This window comes from Mycobacterium simulans (assembly GCF_900232995.1).
Taxonomy (GTDB): domain Bacteria; phylum Actinomycetota; class Actinomycetes; order Mycobacteriales; family Mycobacteriaceae; genus Mycobacterium; species Mycobacterium simulans.
In genome coordinates this window covers 1,552,703-1,568,907 of the sequence record NZ_OCVX01000003.1, presented here as the reverse complement: position 1 = coordinate 1,568,907, position 16,205 = coordinate 1,552,703, and the positions used below count along the sequence as shown (strand labels likewise).

Below are 16,205 nucleotides of genomic sequence, written 5' to 3'. Positions count from 1 at the left end.
GGTCAGGTGGCAATTGCGCAACAGTCCGATAACGCTTTTTTTGGGACGGGCGTCCCGTCTTGGCCCAACCGGCCGGGGGAAACGCGTCGCCTTGGTCCCGTTTCGTGGCCCTGAGCTGTGATGTCGCTGAAAATTGTGGTTTGCCTCTGGTGGTGCGCAGGTTCTTATGCTCCAAAAGATTTTTTCGGCGCAGCGGCGTGGGAGCGTGACAGGGGGTCGCTACTGTAGTACGCATGCCCGAGCGCCCCCCGGTGGTTCTTACTCTGCTGAAGCTCGCCGGGTGTTGTCTGCTCGCTAGTGTCGTCGCCGCCGCACTGATGTTCCCGTTTGCGGGCGGGCTTGGCCTCATGTCGAATCGCGCCTCTGAGGTGGTCGCCAACGGCTCGGCTCAGCTCCTTGAGGGAGAAGTGCCGGCGGTATCGACGATGGTCGACGCAAAGGGCAACACGATCGCCTGGTTGTACTCGCAGCGCCGGTTCGAGGTGCCGTCGGACAAGATCGCCAACACCATGAAGCTGGCGATCGTCTCGATCGAGGACAAGCGCTTCGCCGACCACAACGGCGTGGACTGGAAGGGCACCCTGACCGGCCTTGCCGGCTACGCCTCCGGCGACCTCGACACCCGCGGCGGTTCGACCATCGAGCAGCAGTACGTAAAGAACTACCAACTACTCGTAACCGCCCAGACCGATGCCGAGAAGCGCGCGGCCGTCGAAACCACTCCAGCGCGCAAGCTGCGCGAGATCCGCATGGCTCTCACGCTGGACAAAACCTTCACCAAACCCGAGATCCTGACCCGCTACCTGAACCTGGTGTCATTCGGCAACAACTCGTTCGGTGTCCAGGACGCGGCACAGACCTACTTTGGCGTCAACGCGATCGACCTGAACTGGCAGCAGGCGGCGCTGCTGGCGGGCATGGTGCAGTCCACCAGCACGCTCAACCCGTACACCAACCCCGAAGGTGCGTTGGCCCGGCGGAACTTGGTGCTGGACACCATGATCGAGAACATCCCCCAAGAGGCCGACGCGCTGCGCGCTGCCAAAGCTCAGCCGCTGGGGATATTGCCGCAGCCCAACGAGCTGCCCAGAGGCTGCATCGCGGCCGGCGACCGCGCCTTCTTCTGCGACTACGTCCAGGAGTATTTGTCTCGCGCCGGGATCAGTAAGGAACAGGTGGCCCGGGGTGGTTACCTGATCCGCACCACGCTGGACCCCGACGTGCAGGCGCCGGTGAAAGCGGCCATCGACAAATTCGCCCCGCCCACCCTGGCCGGCATCTCCAGCGTGATGAGCGTGATCAGGCCGGGTAAGGATTCGCACAAGGTGTTAGCGATGGCCAGCAACCGAAAGTACGGGCTGGACACCGAAGCCGGTGAAACCATGCGACCACAGCCGTTCTCCCTGGTTGGCGACGGTGCTGGGTCCATCTTCAAGATCTTCACCACGGCCGCCGCGATGGACATGGGCATGGGCATCAACGCCAACCTCGACGTGCCGCCCCGGTTCCAGGCCAAAGGCCTGGGCAGCGGCGGGGCCAAGGGCTGCCCCAAGGACACCTGGTGCGTGGTCAATGCCGGCAACTACCGCGGGTCGATGAACGTGACCGACGCGCTGGCCACCTCGCCCAACACGGCATTCGCCAAACTGATCTCGCAGATCGGGGTCGGGCGCGCGGTGGACATGGCCATCAAGCTCGGGCTGCGGTCGTACGCCAATCCCGGCACCGCCCGCGATTACAACCCCGACAGCAACGAGAGCCTCGCCGACTTCGTCAAGCGGCAAAACATCGGTTCGTTCACGCTTGGCCCCATCGAGGTCAACGCGCTGGAACTGTCGAACGTCGCGGCCACCCTGGCGTCCGGCGGGGTGTGGTGCCCACCCAGCCCCATCGACAAGCTGATCGACCGCAACGGCAACGAAGTCGCCGTCACGACCGAGACCTGCGATCAGGTGGTGCCCGAAGGTCTGGCCAACACCCTCGCCAACGCGATGAGCAAGGACGCAGTGGGCAGCGGCACCGCAGCCGGTTCGGCCGGCGCGGCCGGTTGGGACCTTCCGATGTCGGGCAAGACGGGTACCACCGAGGCCCACCGGTCGTCCGGCTTCGTAGGCTTCACCAACCGCTACGCCGCCGCCAACTACATCTACGACGACTCCACCAACCCAACTGACCTGTGTTCCGGTCCGTTGCGCCACTGCGGCAGCGGCGACCTGTACGGCGGCAACGAACCGGCTCGTACCTGGTTCACCGCAATGAAGCCGATCGCCAATAACTTCGGCGAGATACACCTGCCGCCGACCGATCCGCGCTACGTCGACGGTTCGCCCGCCTCGCGGGTGCCGAGCGTGGCCGGTCTGGACGTGGATCAGGCTCGGCAGCGCTTGAAGGACGCCGGTTTCCAGGTCGCCGACCAACCCAACTCAGTCAACAGCACGGCGAAGTACGGCGAGGTCGTCGGCACGACGCCCAGCGGCCAGACAATTCCGGGTTCGATCGTGACGATCCAGATCAGCAACGGCATACCGCCGCCTCCGCCTCCGCCGCCGGAGGGTGCGCCACCGGAGGTGGTGGGATCGCAGGTCGTCGAGATTCCCGGCCTGCCGCCGATCACCATTCCACTGCTGGCACCGCCGCCGCCGGCGCCGCCTCCGTAAGCCTGGAAGCGCAGAGAACGCGCGGTCGGTCCCCGATCGGCAGTAGGCTGCCTGGCATGGCTGCTCTGCCCATCGTGTTACGCACCGGCGCCGTCGCGCTCGGCTCGGCCGTCGCCGGCATCGGTTACGCCGCGTTCGTCGAGCGCAACGCGTTCGTCCTGCGCGAGGTGACCATGCCGGTCCTGTCGCCGGGCTCTACGCCGCTGCGGGTGCTGCATATCAGCGATCTCCATATGCTGCCCAAGCAGCGCCGCAAGCAGGCCTGGCTACGCGATCTGGCGAGCTGGGAACCCGACCTGGTGGTCAACACCGGCGACAACCTGGCCCATCCCAAGGCGGTGCCCGCGGTGGTCCAGACCCTTGGCGAGCTGTTATCCCGGCCGGGTGTCTTCGTCTTCGGCAGCAACGACTACTTCGGGCCGCGCCTGAAGAACCCGATGAACTACCTGACCAACCCGGAGCACCGGGTCCGCGGCGAACCGTTGCCGTGGCAGGACCTGCGGGCGGCGTTCACCGAACGCGGATGGCTCGATCTCACCCACACCCGCCGCGAGTTCGAGGTGGCCGGGCTGCACATTGCCGCCGCGGGCGTCGACGACCCGCACATCGACCGGGATCGCTACGACACCATCGCCGGCCCGGCAAGCCCGGCGGCCAACCTGCGGCTGGGGCTGACCCATTCTCCGGAGCCACGGGTGCTGGACCGTTTCGCCGCCGACGGGTACCAGCTGGTGATGGCCGGCCACACCCACGGCGGGCAGCTGTGCCTGCCGTTCTACGGGGCTCTGGTGACCAACTGCGGCCTGGACCGTTCCCGGGCCAAGGGAGCGTCCCAGTGGGGTGCGACCATGCGGCTGCATGTTTCCGCCGGGATCGGCACCTCACCGTTTGCACCGGTGCGGTTCTGCTGCCGTCCGGAGGCGACCCTGTTGACGTTGATCGCCGCCCCGACGGGCGGCCGAGATTCGACCAGGAACCTGGGCCGTTCACAACCAACCGCTTCGGTGCGTTGAGCGATCGGACCCGCATCGCGGTCCGTAGCCAGTCCCGCAGCTGGACGGACAACGCAATCCGATTGATCGAAGCCGACACGCGGCGCAGCGCCGACACCCACTTGCTGCGCTACCCCCTACCGTCGGCTTGGGGCACCGACGTGAACGTCGAGCTGTACCTCAAGGACGAGACGACGCACATCACCGGCAGCCTCAAGCACCGGCTGGCACGCTCGCTGTTCCTCTACGCGCTGTGTAACGGGTGGATCGAGGAAGGCACCACCGTGGTCGAGGCATCGTCAGGTTCTACGGCGATCTCCGAGGCCTATTTCGCGGCTCTGCTCGGCCTGCCGTTCATCGCCGTGGTACCCGCGGCGACCAGCGCTTCCAAGATTGCGCTGATCGAATCGCAAGGTGGCCGTTGCCATTTCGTAGAGAATTCCAGTCAGGTCTACGCCGAAGCCGCGCGTCTTGCGGAGGAGACCGGCGGGCACTACCTCGACCAGTTCACCAACGCCGAGCGCGCCACCGACTGGCGCGGCAACAACAACATCGCCGAGTCGATCTACCTACAGATGCGGGAAGAACAACATCCGATCCCGGATTGGATCGTGGTCGGCGCCGGCACCGGCGGAACCAGCGCGACGATCGGCCGCTACATCCGCTACCGGCGGCATATGACGCGGTTGTGCGTTGTGGACCCGGAGAATTCGGCGTTCTTTCCCGCCTACGCGGAAGATCGGTACGACATCGTCATGCCCACGTCGTCGCGTATCGAGGGCATCGGCCGGCCGCGGGTTGAGCCGTCGTTTCTGCCTGAGGTCGTCGACCGCATGGTGTCAGTTCCCGACGCGGCGTCGATCGCCGCCGCCCGCCACGTCAGTGCGGTCCTGGGCCGCCGGGTGGGACCGTCGACGGGCACCAACGTGTGGGGCGCCTTCGGCCTGCTCGCCGAGATGGTGGCCGAAGGCCGCAGCGGTTCGGTAGTGACACTGCTCGCGGACAGCGGCGACCGCTACGCCGACACCTATTTCAACGACGAATGGGTAACCGCTCAGGGGCTCGATCCAACCGGCCCCGCCCAGGCGCTGGTGGAATTCGAACGCACCTGCACGTGGAATTGACGCCCAGCCTGCGGTTTGGCCAGCCACCCGGCCAGTGCGATAGGCTGTCGTGGCTTCAAGCGGGGTGTGGCGCAGCTTGGTAGCGCGCTTCGTTCGGGACGAAGAGGCCGTGGGTTCAAATCCCGCCACCCCGACAGCACTAGAGCAGCTCAGAGGGGCCTGGCCGGTCAATCCGGCGGGGCCCCTTTGTCCCACTACGCAGTCAGTTCGCAGTAGATTCGCTAGCCTGCTCGAGCTTGTCCACCGTCCACCAACGGCCCCCCTTGGCTGTGCTGGCGAAGGCGAGGCGAGTTGTGGGTTGTCCGGTCACCGCGGTGATGGTGTCGAAGTCGTTGTCGACGTGCAGGATGGTCAACCCGGAAAGCTCGGCGGTGGCCGCAATGATGAGGTCGGGAATTGACGACCCACGTCCAGAAGCCCAGGCGCGCAGTTTTGGACGCTGTTCTCAAACGGTAACTGTCGCGATTTGGATGCCGACGGTTAGCCAACGTTCGCGAACATCGTGGAGTTGGTCGGCGGGAGCGGAAAGCAATAAGCCGAAGGCCGCTGGCGGGCGGGCTTCGTCGCGGTAGTAATCACGGTAGAACGGCATTGTGTTGGCGAACCAAGGAAATAGATCGAGCTGTTCAACCAAGAGTAGGTGCGCATCGGTTATATGAGTGAGGTAGCCAGGAGCGGGCGGCTTTCCGGTAGATGTATTTATTAAATTGTCAAAGTCGCGCATGCAATCGTTAAAGGCGTCCCTATTGCGCCCGAACCAAGGCGGGAAGTGCCATGCTTCGGCGAAGGCGTCGAATAGGGCATCGAGAGTTTTCGTGCGCGCCCCGGCGATTGTTCGCACCTCGACACCGACCGGGGTTACCAACGGCGAGGCTGTCTCGGCGTGTACACCCACGCAGGGTCCGTGCTCAGCGGCCTGTGAGAGGAAATCATCCAAGTTCACGCTTGCGTACCATCGCTATCGAATCCGATGAAATGTCCGGTAATGATCAGTGGCACCCAGTACTTGAACTTCGGGGCGAAGAGCCGTGAGTTCAAATCCCGCTACACGAGGTGCACGCGGGCCATCACGAAGAATACGACGATCCAAACAGCAGAGATCGCTAGGCCGGCAACGGCTAATCCTCGACCTTCGTCTCGGGATTTGATTTGGCATAGCGCGGCGACGGCGCAAATGACGCTCAAACCCACCGCCCCCACGATGCCGAAAGCGAGCGCGGCCCGAGCGTGGACGTTGACCTCAGGTGTGACACCCGCAACCGGGTCGGTCTGGTCGGTGGTGGTCATTCGCGGGCTCCCCTCGTCGGTTGTCAGGGACGAGGTTGTCCACCACCGCTTGGAAAGTTCTCAAAGGATTCTTGGAAGGACCGGCGCGGACGGAACACCACCCGGGTGCCGTGACGGGGCGCCAGCATGATGGACCGTCGTACGATGCGCTCGGGCCGCGCGTCGACAGCGCTGAACTCGCCGTCGCGCAACAGCGCGTGCAGCACGGTGGTCAACTCTCGCATCGAAAAGGCCGCCCCCAGACAGCGTTTGACGCCACCGCCGAACGGAACCCACGCGTAGGTTTGCGGCCGGGTGCCGAGGAAGCGCTCGGGGCGAAACTCATTTGGATGCTCATAGACATCCGAATTGCGGTTGATCGCAATGATATGGACGACGATTCGCGTGCCGGCGTCGATGCAGTAGCCGCCGATCCGAAACGGCTTCGCGGCAACGCGCGCGGTCAGCGGCGCCGGTGGACGCACCCGCAGGGTCTCGTTGATCACCGCTGTCGTGAACTCTTCTGCACCGCTGACCACCTCCTCGCGCACCCGCTGCAGCGCGTCGGGGTGGTGCAGCAGCAGGTCGAAGGCCCACGCCAACGTGGTCGCGGTGGTTTCGTGACCCGCCAACACCAAGGTAATCAGGTCGTCGCGAATCTCACTGTCCGACAAGCGTTCACCGTCCTCGCCACGCGCGCACATGAGCAACGCCAGGACATCCGACTGTTCGGCCAGGCCCGGATCGTTGCGGCGCTGGGCGATCAGTGGCATCACGACGTCGTCGATCTCCCGATAGGCCCGCGCCCGCGAAGGCCACACCCGCAACGCGCCCAACCGACGCAGTGCATACCGAACCGTCAATTGCTCTGAAACACCAAGGTTTAACAGGCGTTCGAATGGCCGGCCCAAGCGCCGCACCTCGTCGGGATCGTCGACGCCAAAGATGACCTTGACGATCACGTCCAACATCAGCGACCGCGCTGCCTCCAGCATCTGGAACGGACGGTCAACCGGCCAGCCGCGCATGGCCGCACGTGCGGAGTTCTCGATGATCGGCACGTAACTGGTCAAAGCCGCGCCATGCAGCGGAGGCGTCAGCAGTTTGCGCCGCCGAAGATGTTCCGGCTCCTCCTGCACGAACATCGATCCAGACCCGTAGATCGCCGCCGCGGGTCCCACGCCTTCGCCGCCGAGCAGAACGTCCGTGGGTGCGGTAAAGACGTCTTTGACCAGCGCGGGATCGGAAACGATCGCAACATCACCGAGGGTGAGGATCGGCATCGTCATGATCGGTCCGTAGCGACGTATCAATCGCAGCATCCGGCGCTCCCCACCGACCAGGTAGGCAACGGCATACGCCGCGGCGAAGGCGGTACGAAACCGACGCGGGGCGGGCAATCCCGGTGGCGGGCTCAGGGCATCCGGTCCGCTCTCCGGACAAGGTACGGACACGCTGACGACAGAAACATGGCGCGGCTGGCGGGTCAAGGCGACAGTCGCGGCGCGGCGACGTTCACATGCAGTCAGCGCAGATCATGCGCCCACCGCTGGAACTGCGTAGCCGGCTGCGGTGTTGCACGAGGAAACAAGACGAACAAGTGAACTCGTCGGCCCGCTGGGGAATCACGGTCACCGACAGTTCTTCACTGGAGAGATCCGCCCCGGGGAGTTCGAAGAAGGAGGCATCGTTCAGGTCGTCGTCGACGACTGCCGTGGACAGTTTCGGCAAGGCAGATCCCAGATCACGTAAAACAGACCTGTCCGCGGCCTCGGCGTCGGACACCCGACGTGCGTCGTAATCGCTAGCGGTCGGCATGGGTATTCCTTCCTGCTGAGTGACCGGGTTACGCACTTGGCAGGTGCCACCCGTGGCTCAGTCAGTACCCCATTGAGATGCGGGCCACACGCATCAACTTGAAGAAATTCCACACACGCGCAAAACCAATGGCACGCGCCGCGCCGGTTAGCGTGCCGTGAACCGAACCCCGGGCAACCTGGTCGGCAGAGGCTCGTCGTAATCGATACCCACCCAGCTCAGTGCTGGCTCGGCGACGCGACGCTGGCTATGCGACACCCAGGCCAGCCCCAGCCAGGGCGACATGGCGGCGAGAACCAGGCAAACGGCGGCGACGGCCGCGTGTCCGGTGGCCAACGCAACCAGGCCCGCCATCAGGCCGACGGCCCAGATGGCGGCCGCAACCAGCCCGGGTAGGCTTGCACCGCTTTGATCGGACTCGCCGGTGGTCAAACCACTTGCGGTGTAGTTCATGCTCACTCCCAGCGAGAACGATCAGAATGCGGACCAATGACGGCGGGGCACGCTTCTAAACGTCTACTGTATCCCAGGGATACTATTTCTTCCATCGTTAATCATTGAGCCAACCCGCTGCGCCATGAGGCCCGAACGCCCTGTTGGGCGGTTCAAGCGGCCATGGACCCCAGCTGCGCAGGCGGGACCGCACTATCGCACTGGCCTTCGTTGTCGCCGATGAGGGCCAGCATGCCGGTCAAGTCGCTGTAGTGGTGCGGATGCTCGAGGAAATAGTTGCGGAGGGTGACGAAAGACGGTGGAGCCGGCTGGTTGTAGGCCGCCGTGACCGCCGGGAGGGTCTCCGCGTCGAGGCGACCGCAGTCCGGCGCGGCGGCCGCCGACGGCGCGCCGAAAACCCCGAAGGCAATCCCACCGAGCAGGCAACCGGCGCCCATGCCGCCTACCCGCACGCGAGCGGACGTGCTACTGATTTTCATGGCAGTTGAATAGCCACGCGAACCAGACGCAAACCCGCTTGCGCGCGCTGCCTGCCATCAGGCCAGGAACGCTGACTATCGGTGCAGGTCGACCGCCAGCGGCCGGTGATCGGAGATCGACATCAACTCGGACGCCGTGGCGCCGGCACGCAGATCACGGTCGTCGGTCAGGATGTGGTCGAGCTGGCGGTCGGGGGTGACCGCCGGAAACGTTTTCGCCGTCGCCAACGGCCGCATGCCCGACCATCGGCGCACGGCGACGGGCGTGAGGTTGAGATCCCCGGTCAGCAACCGCGGGCCAGGGAGGTCGCGCAAGGCATGAACGAGCCGATGCAGTTGACGCCGGTTCCAGCCAGGAACGAAGGACAGATGGGTATTGGCGACCGTCATCGGGCCCAGCGGAGTCTGCAAGCGCGCGATGACCGCGGTCCGCGGCTCTTCGTTGACGATCATCACCTTGTTTGGCCCCGGCAGGTACATCGGGAAGCGCATCGCAACGCGGGGCAATCGCACCACCTGCCAGCTGGCCACCGGGAAACGGGACAGTAGCGCGATACCGTAGCCCGCGGTCCCGGGCTGTTCACGGCCGGTGGCGGCCATCCAGGTCGCCCCGGGGGTGCCCGAGATCGCCGCGACAAACCGATGCTCCACCGCGCCCATGGCTTCGGCCGCCGTCGCGGTGAGATCCGCTTTGCCGGAACGAGGTTGGTCGCAGTCGACCTCCTGCAGGGCCAGCACATCGGGGTCAAGAAGGCGTATGCAATCCCGTAGCCGTTGGATGTCCACTCCGTCGCCGACGGTGCGGCCATGCAGGATGTTAAAGGTCGCCACCCGCATGACTACCCATAAGCTCCCGGTACCGTTTCGCCTGCCGCCACCGACCTTTCGTCAGCTCCCGCCGAGCCGTCTGCCGGCATGATCGTCAAGTAGCCCGCCCGGCAAGTCGCCCCAGTTCGGCCAAATCCCGCTCAGCATGACTTTGTCGGATATAGATCGTCAGGTCGGCGACCCGCTGCGCATGCCGGCCGTCCTGACATAGTGGGCCCGGGCCGAGTGCGCGGCCCGTGCGGGTGATGGCTTCGTCGACAGCATGTTCCACCACCGTGCGGACGCGGCGGGCCAGCAGCTGAGCGTTACCGGCCAGGTCGAATGGATCGGCGTCGATCTGGGCCGCCGCGGTGCTGAGCATTGCGTCGCCCGCGGCGAGCGCGGCGTCCACGGCGCCCAGGTGCGCCAGCGAATACGCGTCAGCCGATTGGCTTCCGGCACAGCGGTAGAGCGGGTCGGCGACCCTGCATGCGCCCCCGAGCCAGCAAGCCGCCACTCCGATTGCACCGTGCCAGAAGCCGGGCCGCGCCAAGTAGGCACCGGGTTCCCCCACTGCGACCGCGTGCGTGTTGGTGAATTGGACCGACCGGGTATCGCTGCCGGCCATCCCCGGGTTCCACCACGTGCTCGGCAATGGCTTGACGGCTGGGTCGGTAAGACTTATCGAGAACAGTCCCAGTTTGTCTTCGCCCACATCGGCGGTGACCAGCGCGTGAGTGCAAAACCCGGCGCCTGGGCACCATACCTTGGTGCCGTTGAGCGTGAACTCGTCGCCGATGAAGTTTGCCGCGGTCAGCACGGCGTCGGAAGATTCGGCCGCCCATACTCCCCACAATTGACCCGACTCTGGAGGTTTGCCGCCCAACTCGTGGAGTATCGCGACCGCGTCAAGATGGGCTTCGGCTATGCGGGCCGCGGCGATGTCCTCCTCGGCAAGCCGTGCCAGACGCCGCCAGCGTTCGGCGGTGTGCCCGGACGCCGGCAGGGGCAACTCCAAGCGCCCCGAATCAAGCCAGTGCTGCACCAACCCGGCGGTCATGCCGAGTCCCCTACAACTACGCCACGGGCGGCACCGGCTGGTAGGCATGCAACGACATTGTGGGCGAGAATCACCACGGACGCCCAGTCGTAGGCTCGCGACGCTGGGGCTGACATGGTTTGCTGATTGCCCGTTTCACCGCCAATTAAACGATTGGCCGATAGCCGTGTCGTAGCCCGCTTGCCGACACCGATGGCGGGGTATGACTTACTCATTATGATCCCGGGCTCGGGAGGTGGCTCCCCCGGCGACGCGCGCACCCAGTTGCGCGAAGCGCTGCGTACTGCCGCTTCGGCGCTCAAACAGCATGGACCGGTCTTCGCACTGGCGGGCAGCTACGCATTGTGGGCCTACGGCGCACCGGAACCCAGTCACGACGTCGACTTTTTGGTCGCCGAGTCCGACGTGCAGGCCGCCACCACGACGCTCGAAAAGGCCGGCTTCGAGGTCGAACATCCGCCCGAAGACTGGCTATTCAAGGCGCGCACCGGCGCGATAGTCGTGGATGTGCTCTACCGCGTCAACGGCGTGCCGGTGCAACCGGCAAACCTGGAATGCGTCGAAGACCGCGTGGTGCTGGCGATTTCGATGCCGGTGCTGCCACCTACGATGGTGCTGATCCAGAAGCTGCGTGCCTTTACCGAGCATTACTGCAACTTTGCTGTGCTGCTCCCAGCGGTGCGTGCGATCCGTGAACAGCTGGACTGGGACCTCATTGAGGCTCAGACGGCAGATAACGATTTCGCGGTCGCTTTCCTGGTGTTGGTCGAGCGGCTCGGCATCAGAGACTAAGCCGCCAGGCGGCGCAGCCCAGCGCCTCAGTGGTGACGCAGTTTGGCGACAAGCTTGTCTTTCGACAGACTCGAATATCCCGACATACCCAGTTCTTTGGCCCGCTTCTTCAGTTGCGGTACCGTCCAGTCCTCGTAGGACCCGGCCCGGCCGCCCTTGCGGCCCACCGAGGACTTGCCTCGGCTCGCTGCGGCGTTTGCGATCCGGGCCGCCTTCTCCTTCGATTCGCCCTTCCGGCGCAAATCCTCGTAGAGCCTCTCGCTTTTGATCGACGGATTCGGCACGAACGCCACCTCCCTTGTGTGACCTATGTGTGATATAGCGCCACGGCAAGGATGCCCCGTGTCGCGCTCATCAAACCCCAGCAGCCAGAGCCGGCGAGATGGCATGCCGGACAGCGCCTTTCACAGGATCAGCGCGTCGGCCAACCCGGCCGCCACCCAGGCGTAAGCAGCGCCGTCCGCGTATGGTCCGAGCTGCCTCGTTTAGCCGCTGGTGCAGCGGGGTACCCGCTTGGATTGCGAGATGGCTGGCCACGCGCGAAGGGAGTCGCGGTGAGGATCGCAATCGTCCACGACGACGACCTCACCGCCGATGATTGCCAGCAACTATGTGCCGCGTTGGCGGCGCGCGGGCACGATGTCACGGCCTACTTTCGGCGACAGGATCGTGACGCTGCAGATGTGATTGCCGAGGATGACTTTCGGCACGTGGCGATGTGCGCGGGTCCAGCCGAGGCGCTGTCGGCACCGGAGGTATTGCCTTTCGTCGGCGACTGCGCGGCCCAACTCGTCCGCCTGTGGTCGGCGGATCGACCTGACATCGTGCACGGGTACGGGTGGTTGGGCGGTCTGGCGGCGCAGTTGGCGGCACGGCAGCAATTCCTGCCCACCGTCCAGAGCTTCCATGGTCTGGCCTCGATGATGGGTACTGCAGGCGCCCTACCGGTCAACGCCGAACGTGCCCGCCTGGTACCGCTGCTGGCCCGCAATGCAACGTGGGTGACCGGAGGCAGCAACGATGATATTGATGCGCTGGCAAGGCTACGTCATAGCCGGGCACGCATATCCGTCTTGTCCACCGGTGTCGACGTCCACCGCTACAGCCCAGTGGGGCCTGCGCTGGCCCGTACGGATCTTCATCGTGTGCTGTGCTTGGAACCGAACCCGCTGTCGTGCAACGGATTCGACAAGGCAATGCGCATCTTGGGTAAGCTAGCCGGCACTGAGCTAGTCTTTGCGGAATCCGCTGCGTCAGATCACCGCCACGACAAGGAACGGGGCAGACTGAAACACCTGGCCGCCGAGCTTGGCGTGGGCGACCGGGCCCGGTTCCTGGGCTCCGTTATGGCTGACGAACTGCCGGCGCTGCTGCGATCCGCCGACGTGGTTGTGTGTACACCAGAGCAGGCGCCCCGGGCGACGACGGCGTTGCAGGCCATGGCCAGCGGCGTGGCCGTGGTGGCAACCGCCGTCGGCGCATTGGCCGATACCGTGGTTCACTCGGTGACCGGACTGCTGGTGTCGCCGAACAATCCCAGTCAATTGCATGGCGCATTGAAAACTCTTCAGGAACAAAGCTTTCGGCGCGAGGGTATGGGCGCGACGGGTCGATTACGGGCGGAATCGCGCTTCACTTGGGACCGGGTTGCGCTCGACACGATGCTCATCTACGAACAGGCGCGTTCGTTCCACCAGACGCGACACGTTGCGAGCGCTGGTTAGCGCTAATTACTGGCGCCCTGGGGCACGCGTAGCAGTCCGTCGACCGCGCTCGCCACATCACTGAGCGGCGCCTCGCGCCCCGCCGCGTCGGCCACGATGCGTTCGGCGAGCACCCGCACCTTGGTGTTTGACCTCTGCGACAGCCTGGTCAGCAGCTCGAACGCGGCATCGGCGTCTAGCCCGTGTTGCAGCATCAGAACCCCCAGGGCCTGATTGATCACCGCCCGCCGAGCATTGACGGCCAGCACCGCGCCGGTGAGTTGCTCTTGTACGTCGGCCTGGAACTGATGCGTGATGTCAACAAAAAACCCTGCGGCACCGGTAACCACGCCGCGGCCGTCGTAGATCGGGTTGGCGACCACCACCACGACGTGGACGTCACCGCCAGTATCGATGATCCGGTGCCGATTGCTGAACGGGACCCCATACCGACACGTTCGCTCGATCAGTTCCAACACCGTCGGCTTGTCATCGGGATGCTTGTGCGTAAGGAGCAAATCGGTGGTGGGAGTGACACGGCCCGGCTCGTAGCCATGCATCCGGGTGATCTCGTCGGACCAATCCCAGCGGTTTTCGCGGGCGATGTAGCGGAACCTGCCTACCCGTGGCCAGCTCTTCCGTCGCATCAGAGAAGTATTACCCAAAAGCTCGATGCAGATGGGCATTTCGACAGACCCGCTCGCGCTGCGCGCCCACTTCGCATTTCGGACAACAACTTTCTGTTTTATGCCGTCGCGCCAACATCGGCGACCTCGCAATTACGCACGCGCCCAATTACTTACATTCGTGGGCCGGCGGCTTTATGAATCCCGCAGCGTTAGATTTCGGCTACGTAGCCAGAGGGGGACCAGCAGCCAGAACACGGCGAACAGCGCGAGCGCGCACCCTCCGGCTATGACGCCCGCGGGGTGTCCGGACACGGCGTCGAAAATGATGACCGTCACCCCGGTCAACGCGAGGCCCAATAGCACCAATCCGGCGTACGCGCACCGATGGGCCGCCGATACCAGCACCAGGAGCCGATGCCGCCGAAACAGCAGCCGGTGCATGCCGACCGGCGCGATCAGCGCGACCGTCGCCCCCACCGAACATCCCACCGTCGCTAGATACACCGCCCGCATGGTGTCGCCGAGAAGGTCGAAACGCTGCTGGAAGGGCAGCGTCAAGAGGAAACCGGTCAGCAGCTGCACTCCCGTCTGCGTCACTCGCAGCTCCTGCAGCAGGCTGGCCCAGTTGCGATCGAGCCGCTCGGCTTCGGTTTCCCCGCGTTCGCTGTGATCCCACGGCTGGTCATATTCCGGATGGTCGACATCCATAGCCGCGATCATCGCATTGATACTGGCAACCGTTAACGCCAAACGACCCGTACCCGAGTGCGGCGGGTTGCACCCGGATGTGTCGCGAGGTACTCCTGGGCGGCACCGGTTACCGACAGAACGGTCGTGCGCACTCCCCGAATCCCTGGAACCAGAAGTAGCGCAAGCAAAAGCGGGCTTTAGGTACTAGCGACAGCTTGAATGCGCGAGTGCGACTCAAGTGGCGCAGTTAGCCAAGCAAACCAATCAAATTGTCAGAAATCCAGGCGCTGTTAACACAACTAGCGGTTGAGCCTGCCGTCGCGCACGCCGGTCAAGGCATCGTCCAGCGTCGGATACAGCGGGAAAGTCTTGTCCAGACCGGTCAGATGAATCGGCCTTCTGGTCGCCGGACCCCGCGCGACCACCCCGAACTCGGCGGAACTGCCGAGCTTCTCATACGTCGCGGCCAGAATCTTCAGGCCCACCGAGCCGAGAAATTCCACGGCGGAAAGGTCGATAACCAGCGCCTTCGGATTGTCCGCGACTACTCCGCCGATGGCTTTCTCCAGTGCCGGGGCCGTCACCAGGTCAATCTCGCCGCCGATACTTAGTACGACGACCCCATCGTGGTCCGCAACCGTGGCGGTGATCGAATCAGGAGCTGACAATGGCGATCCTTAGTCTGAGCCGTCGGTGTGCTGCAAGCCTAACCTGCCGGACGAACTGCAAGAAGAATAAGACCTCAACACGTCAAATGGGACGAGTCGGGCTAGTCTCCCCATAGGACTCGCGCTCGGTGCGGAGCGCGACCACAGCAGCGGGAGGCCAGATGCCAGATTCGCCGTCGGATTTCAACACCCCAGGCGCCGCCGCGCAGACGGTGAACATATCCAGCGAAGGTTTGCTGCCACAGCTGGTCCAACACCTGCGCCGCAATCGAACCGCCCTGCGCGAGGAGTGGGCGCGCAGGATCACCGACGCCGAGTTGCTAACCGCGATGACGCCAGAGGAACTCTTCTCCGAAGCGACCGCCGTCTACGACAACTACGTCGAGGTGCTCGAGACCGGTAGCGTCGAGGCGTTGCAGGCCTACGCGCGCGACCTGTCGGAACGCATCATCCCCCGAGGTGTGGAAACGGACGAGGTCGTCGGGATCGTGCTGCTGCTGCGTGACGTCCTCGCGCGCTCACTGTTCGAGAAGTACCAAGCCGAGTTCGGAATGCTGAACCGGGTTCTCGACGCCTACGAACCCGCGGCCAACCGTATCGCCAATACCGTGGCCGTCAGCTTCGTGCAGGAACGCGAACGCATCATCCGGCAACAGCAGGAGGCGATTCGTGAGCTGTCGACCCCGGTGCTACAGGTGCGCGAGCAGCTGCTGATTCTGCCGATCATCGGTGTGCTGGACAGCCAGCGCGCCCGACAGCTCACCGAACAGCTGCTGCGGGCCATTCGGGCGAACCGGGCGAAAGTGGTGGTCATCGATATCACCGGTGTGCCCACGATCGACTCCACGGTGGCAAATCACCTGGTCCAGACGGTTGATGCCTCCGGGTTGATGGGCGCGAGCGTGATCATCACCGGCCTATCCTCGGAAATCGCGCTGACCCTGGTGACGATCGGACTGGACCTGTCGAAGATGAATGCCGTCGGCGACTTGCAAGGCGGTATAGAGGAAGCCGAGCGCTTGCTGGGATACGAGGTGACTCGCACTGGCGAGCAAACCGGGTAACGA

Annotated in this window: 18 protein-coding genes, 1 tRNA gene and 1 pseudogene; 7 read left to right on the top strand and 13 right to left on the bottom strand. The window is 64.5% G+C overall.

Going from position 1 to position 16,205, the window contains the following annotated elements; all coding sequences use genetic code 11:
- Positions 1-233: 233 nt before the first annotated feature.
- The 4 genes from ponA2 to MSIMFI_RS07890 all read left to right on the top strand — a co-directional run bounded on the left by ponA2 (position 234) and on the right by MSIMFI_RS07890 (position 4,907).
- A complete protein-coding gene (gene ponA2, locus MSIMFI_RS07905; RefSeq protein WP_191496799.1) occupies positions 234-2,657 on the top strand; it encodes a transglycosylase/D,D-transpeptidase PonA2 in 2,424 nt (807 codons plus the stop codon).
- A 56-nt stretch (positions 2,658-2,713) separates the two neighbouring features.
- On the top strand, positions 2,714-3,670 hold the full coding sequence (locus MSIMFI_RS07900) for a metallophosphoesterase (RefSeq protein WP_191496798.1): 957 nt from the start codon (positions 2,714-2,716) through the stop codon (positions 3,668-3,670).
- The gene (locus tag MSIMFI_RS07895; RefSeq protein ID WP_191496797.1) at positions 3,667-4,773 is read left to right on the top strand and encodes an L-cysteine desulfhydrase Cds1; all 1,107 of its coding nucleotides are present in this window, start codon (positions 3,667-3,669) and stop codon (positions 4,771-4,773) included. The genes MSIMFI_RS07900 and MSIMFI_RS07895 overlap by 4 nt, the downstream gene beginning before the upstream one ends.
- 60 nt (positions 4,774-4,833) lie before the next feature.
- Positions 4,834-4,907, top strand: a tRNA-Pro gene (locus MSIMFI_RS07890).
- Positions 4,908-4,975: 68 nt separating this feature from the next.
- On the opposite strand, the gene MSIMFI_RS27935 is transcribed toward MSIMFI_RS07890, so the two are convergent.
- From MSIMFI_RS27935 to MSIMFI_RS07845, 9 genes and pseudogenes are all read right to left on the bottom strand, one after another.
- Positions 4,976-5,203, bottom strand: a complete 228-nt coding sequence (locus MSIMFI_RS27935) for a hypothetical protein (protein ID WP_396820168.1) — start codon at positions 5,201-5,203, stop codon at positions 4,976-4,978.
- A gap of 15 nt (positions 5,204-5,218) precedes the next feature.
- Positions 5,219-5,716, bottom strand: coding sequence for a barstar family protein (locus MSIMFI_RS07880; RefSeq protein WP_191496796.1), 498 nt, complete (start codon positions 5,714-5,716; stop codon positions 5,219-5,221).
- Positions 5,717-5,817: 101 nt separating this feature from the next.
- Positions 5,818-6,060, bottom strand: a complete 243-nt coding sequence (locus tag MSIMFI_RS07875) for a DUF4190 domain-containing protein (RefSeq protein ID WP_191496795.1) — start codon at positions 6,058-6,060, stop codon at positions 5,818-5,820.
- Positions 6,061-6,083: 23 nt separating this feature from the next.
- Positions 6,084-7,568, bottom strand: a complete 1,485-nt coding sequence (locus tag MSIMFI_RS07870) for a cytochrome P450 (protein WP_191498077.1) — start codon at positions 7,566-7,568, stop codon at positions 6,084-6,086.
- A complete protein-coding gene (locus MSIMFI_RS07865; RefSeq protein WP_191496794.1) occupies positions 7,555-7,857 on the bottom strand; it encodes a DUF4193 domain-containing protein in 303 nt (100 codons plus the stop codon). The genes MSIMFI_RS07870 and MSIMFI_RS07865 overlap by 14 nt, the downstream gene beginning before the upstream one ends.
- 147 nt (positions 7,858-8,004) lie before the next feature.
- Positions 8,005-8,310, bottom strand: coding sequence for a hypothetical protein (locus tag MSIMFI_RS07860; protein WP_191496793.1), 306 nt, complete (start codon positions 8,308-8,310; stop codon positions 8,005-8,007).
- Positions 8,311-8,669: 359 nt separating this feature from the next.
- Positions 8,670-8,789, bottom strand: a pseudogene (locus MSIMFI_RS29590) (heme-binding protein); the annotation flags it as partial.
- Positions 8,790-8,864: 75 nt separating this feature from the next.
- Positions 8,865-9,626, bottom strand: a complete 762-nt coding sequence (locus MSIMFI_RS07850; protein ID WP_191496791.1) for an endonuclease/exonuclease/phosphatase family protein — start codon at positions 9,624-9,626, stop codon at positions 8,865-8,867.
- 85 nt (positions 9,627-9,711) lie between these two features.
- The gene (locus MSIMFI_RS07845; protein WP_191496790.1) at positions 9,712-10,656 is read right to left on the bottom strand and encodes an acyl-CoA dehydrogenase family protein; all 945 of its coding nucleotides are present in this window, start codon (positions 10,654-10,656) and stop codon (positions 9,712-9,714) included.
- Positions 10,657-10,872: 216 nt separating this feature from the next.
- Between MSIMFI_RS07845 and MSIMFI_RS07840 the strand changes: the two genes are divergently transcribed.
- Positions 10,873-11,448 carry a nucleotidyltransferase family protein gene (locus MSIMFI_RS07840; protein ID WP_191498076.1) on the top strand — a complete coding sequence of 192 codons (576 nt, stop codon included), beginning with the start codon at positions 10,873-10,875 and terminating at the stop codon, positions 11,446-11,448.
- Positions 11,449-11,474: 26 nt separating this feature from the next.
- On the opposite strand, the gene MSIMFI_RS07835 is transcribed toward MSIMFI_RS07840, so the two are convergent.
- Complete coding sequence (locus MSIMFI_RS07835) at positions 11,475-11,732, bottom strand: DUF7218 family protein (RefSeq protein ID WP_186245130.1); 258 nt, start codon at positions 11,730-11,732, stop codon at positions 11,475-11,477.
- 270 nt (positions 11,733-12,002) lie between these two features.
- Here MSIMFI_RS07835 and MSIMFI_RS07830 point away from each other — a divergent pair, with 270 nt between their 5' ends.
- Positions 12,003-13,172, top strand: coding sequence for a glycosyltransferase (locus MSIMFI_RS07830; protein ID WP_191496789.1), 1,170 nt, complete (start codon positions 12,003-12,005; stop codon positions 13,170-13,172).
- Between the two features lie 2 nt (positions 13,173-13,174).
- Here the strand turns inward: MSIMFI_RS07830 and MSIMFI_RS07825 are convergent, their stop codons facing one another.
- From MSIMFI_RS07825 to MSIMFI_RS07815, 3 genes are all read right to left on the bottom strand, one after another.
- The gene (locus tag MSIMFI_RS07825) at positions 13,175-13,798 is read right to left on the bottom strand and encodes a PAS and ANTAR domain-containing protein (protein WP_191496788.1); all 624 of its coding nucleotides are present in this window, start codon (positions 13,796-13,798) and stop codon (positions 13,175-13,177) included.
- Between the two features lie 174 nt (positions 13,799-13,972).
- Positions 13,973-14,488 (bottom strand): DUF6328 family protein, encoded by a 516-nt coding sequence (locus MSIMFI_RS07820; RefSeq protein ID WP_191498075.1) that lies wholly within the window; start codon positions 14,486-14,488, stop codon positions 13,973-13,975.
- A 281-nt stretch (positions 14,489-14,769) separates the two neighbouring features.
- The gene (locus tag MSIMFI_RS07815) at positions 14,770-15,138 is read right to left on the bottom strand and encodes an STAS domain-containing protein (RefSeq protein ID WP_191496787.1); all 369 of its coding nucleotides are present in this window, start codon (positions 15,136-15,138) and stop codon (positions 14,770-14,772) included.
- Positions 15,139-15,299: 161 nt separating this feature from the next.
- On the opposite strand from MSIMFI_RS07815, the gene MSIMFI_RS07810 reads away from it, so the two are divergent.
- A complete protein-coding gene (locus tag MSIMFI_RS07810; protein WP_186245134.1) occupies positions 15,300-16,202 on the top strand; it encodes an STAS domain-containing protein in 903 nt (300 codons plus the stop codon).
- Positions 16,203-16,205: the final 3 nt, after the last annotated feature.

Coding starts and splice junctions, on each gene's coding strand:
- MSIMFI_RS07860 (WP_191496793.1), bottom strand. CDS start 8,310: ATGAACTACACCGCAAGTGGTTTGACCACCGGCGAGTCCGATCAAAGC.
- MSIMFI_RS07850 (WP_191496791.1), bottom strand. CDS start 9,626: ATGCGGGTGGCGACCTTTAACATCCTGCATGGCCGCACCGTCGGCGAC.
- MSIMFI_RS07810 (WP_186245134.1), top strand. CDS start 15,300: ATGCCAGATTCGCCGTCGGATTTCAACACCCCAGGCGCCGCCGCGCAG.
- MSIMFI_RS07875 (WP_191496795.1), bottom strand. CDS start 6,060: ATGACCACCACCGACCAGACCGACCCGGTTGCGGGTGTCACACCTGAG.
- MSIMFI_RS07865 (WP_191496794.1), bottom strand. CDS start 7,857: ATGCCGACCGCTAGCGATTACGACGCACGTCGGGTGTCCGACGCCGAG.
- ponA2 (WP_191496799.1), top strand. CDS start 234: ATGCCCGAGCGCCCCCCGGTGGTTCTTACTCTGCTGAAGCTCGCCGGG.
- MSIMFI_RS07820 (WP_191498075.1), bottom strand. CDS start 14,488: ATGGATGTCGACCATCCGGAATATGACCAGCCGTGGGATCACAGCGAA.
- MSIMFI_RS07825 (WP_191496788.1), bottom strand. CDS start 13,798: ATGCGACGGAAGAGCTGGCCACGGGTAGGCAGGTTCCGCTACATCGCC.
- MSIMFI_RS07845 (WP_191496790.1), bottom strand. CDS start 10,656: ATGACCGCCGGGTTGGTGCAGCACTGGCTTGATTCGGGGCGCTTGGAG.
- MSIMFI_RS07840 (WP_191498076.1), top strand. CDS start 10,873: ATGATCCCGGGCTCGGGAGGTGGCTCCCCCGGCGACGCGCGCACCCAG.
- MSIMFI_RS07900 (WP_191496798.1), top strand. CDS start 2,714: ATGGCTGCTCTGCCCATCGTGTTACGCACCGGCGCCGTCGCGCTCGGC.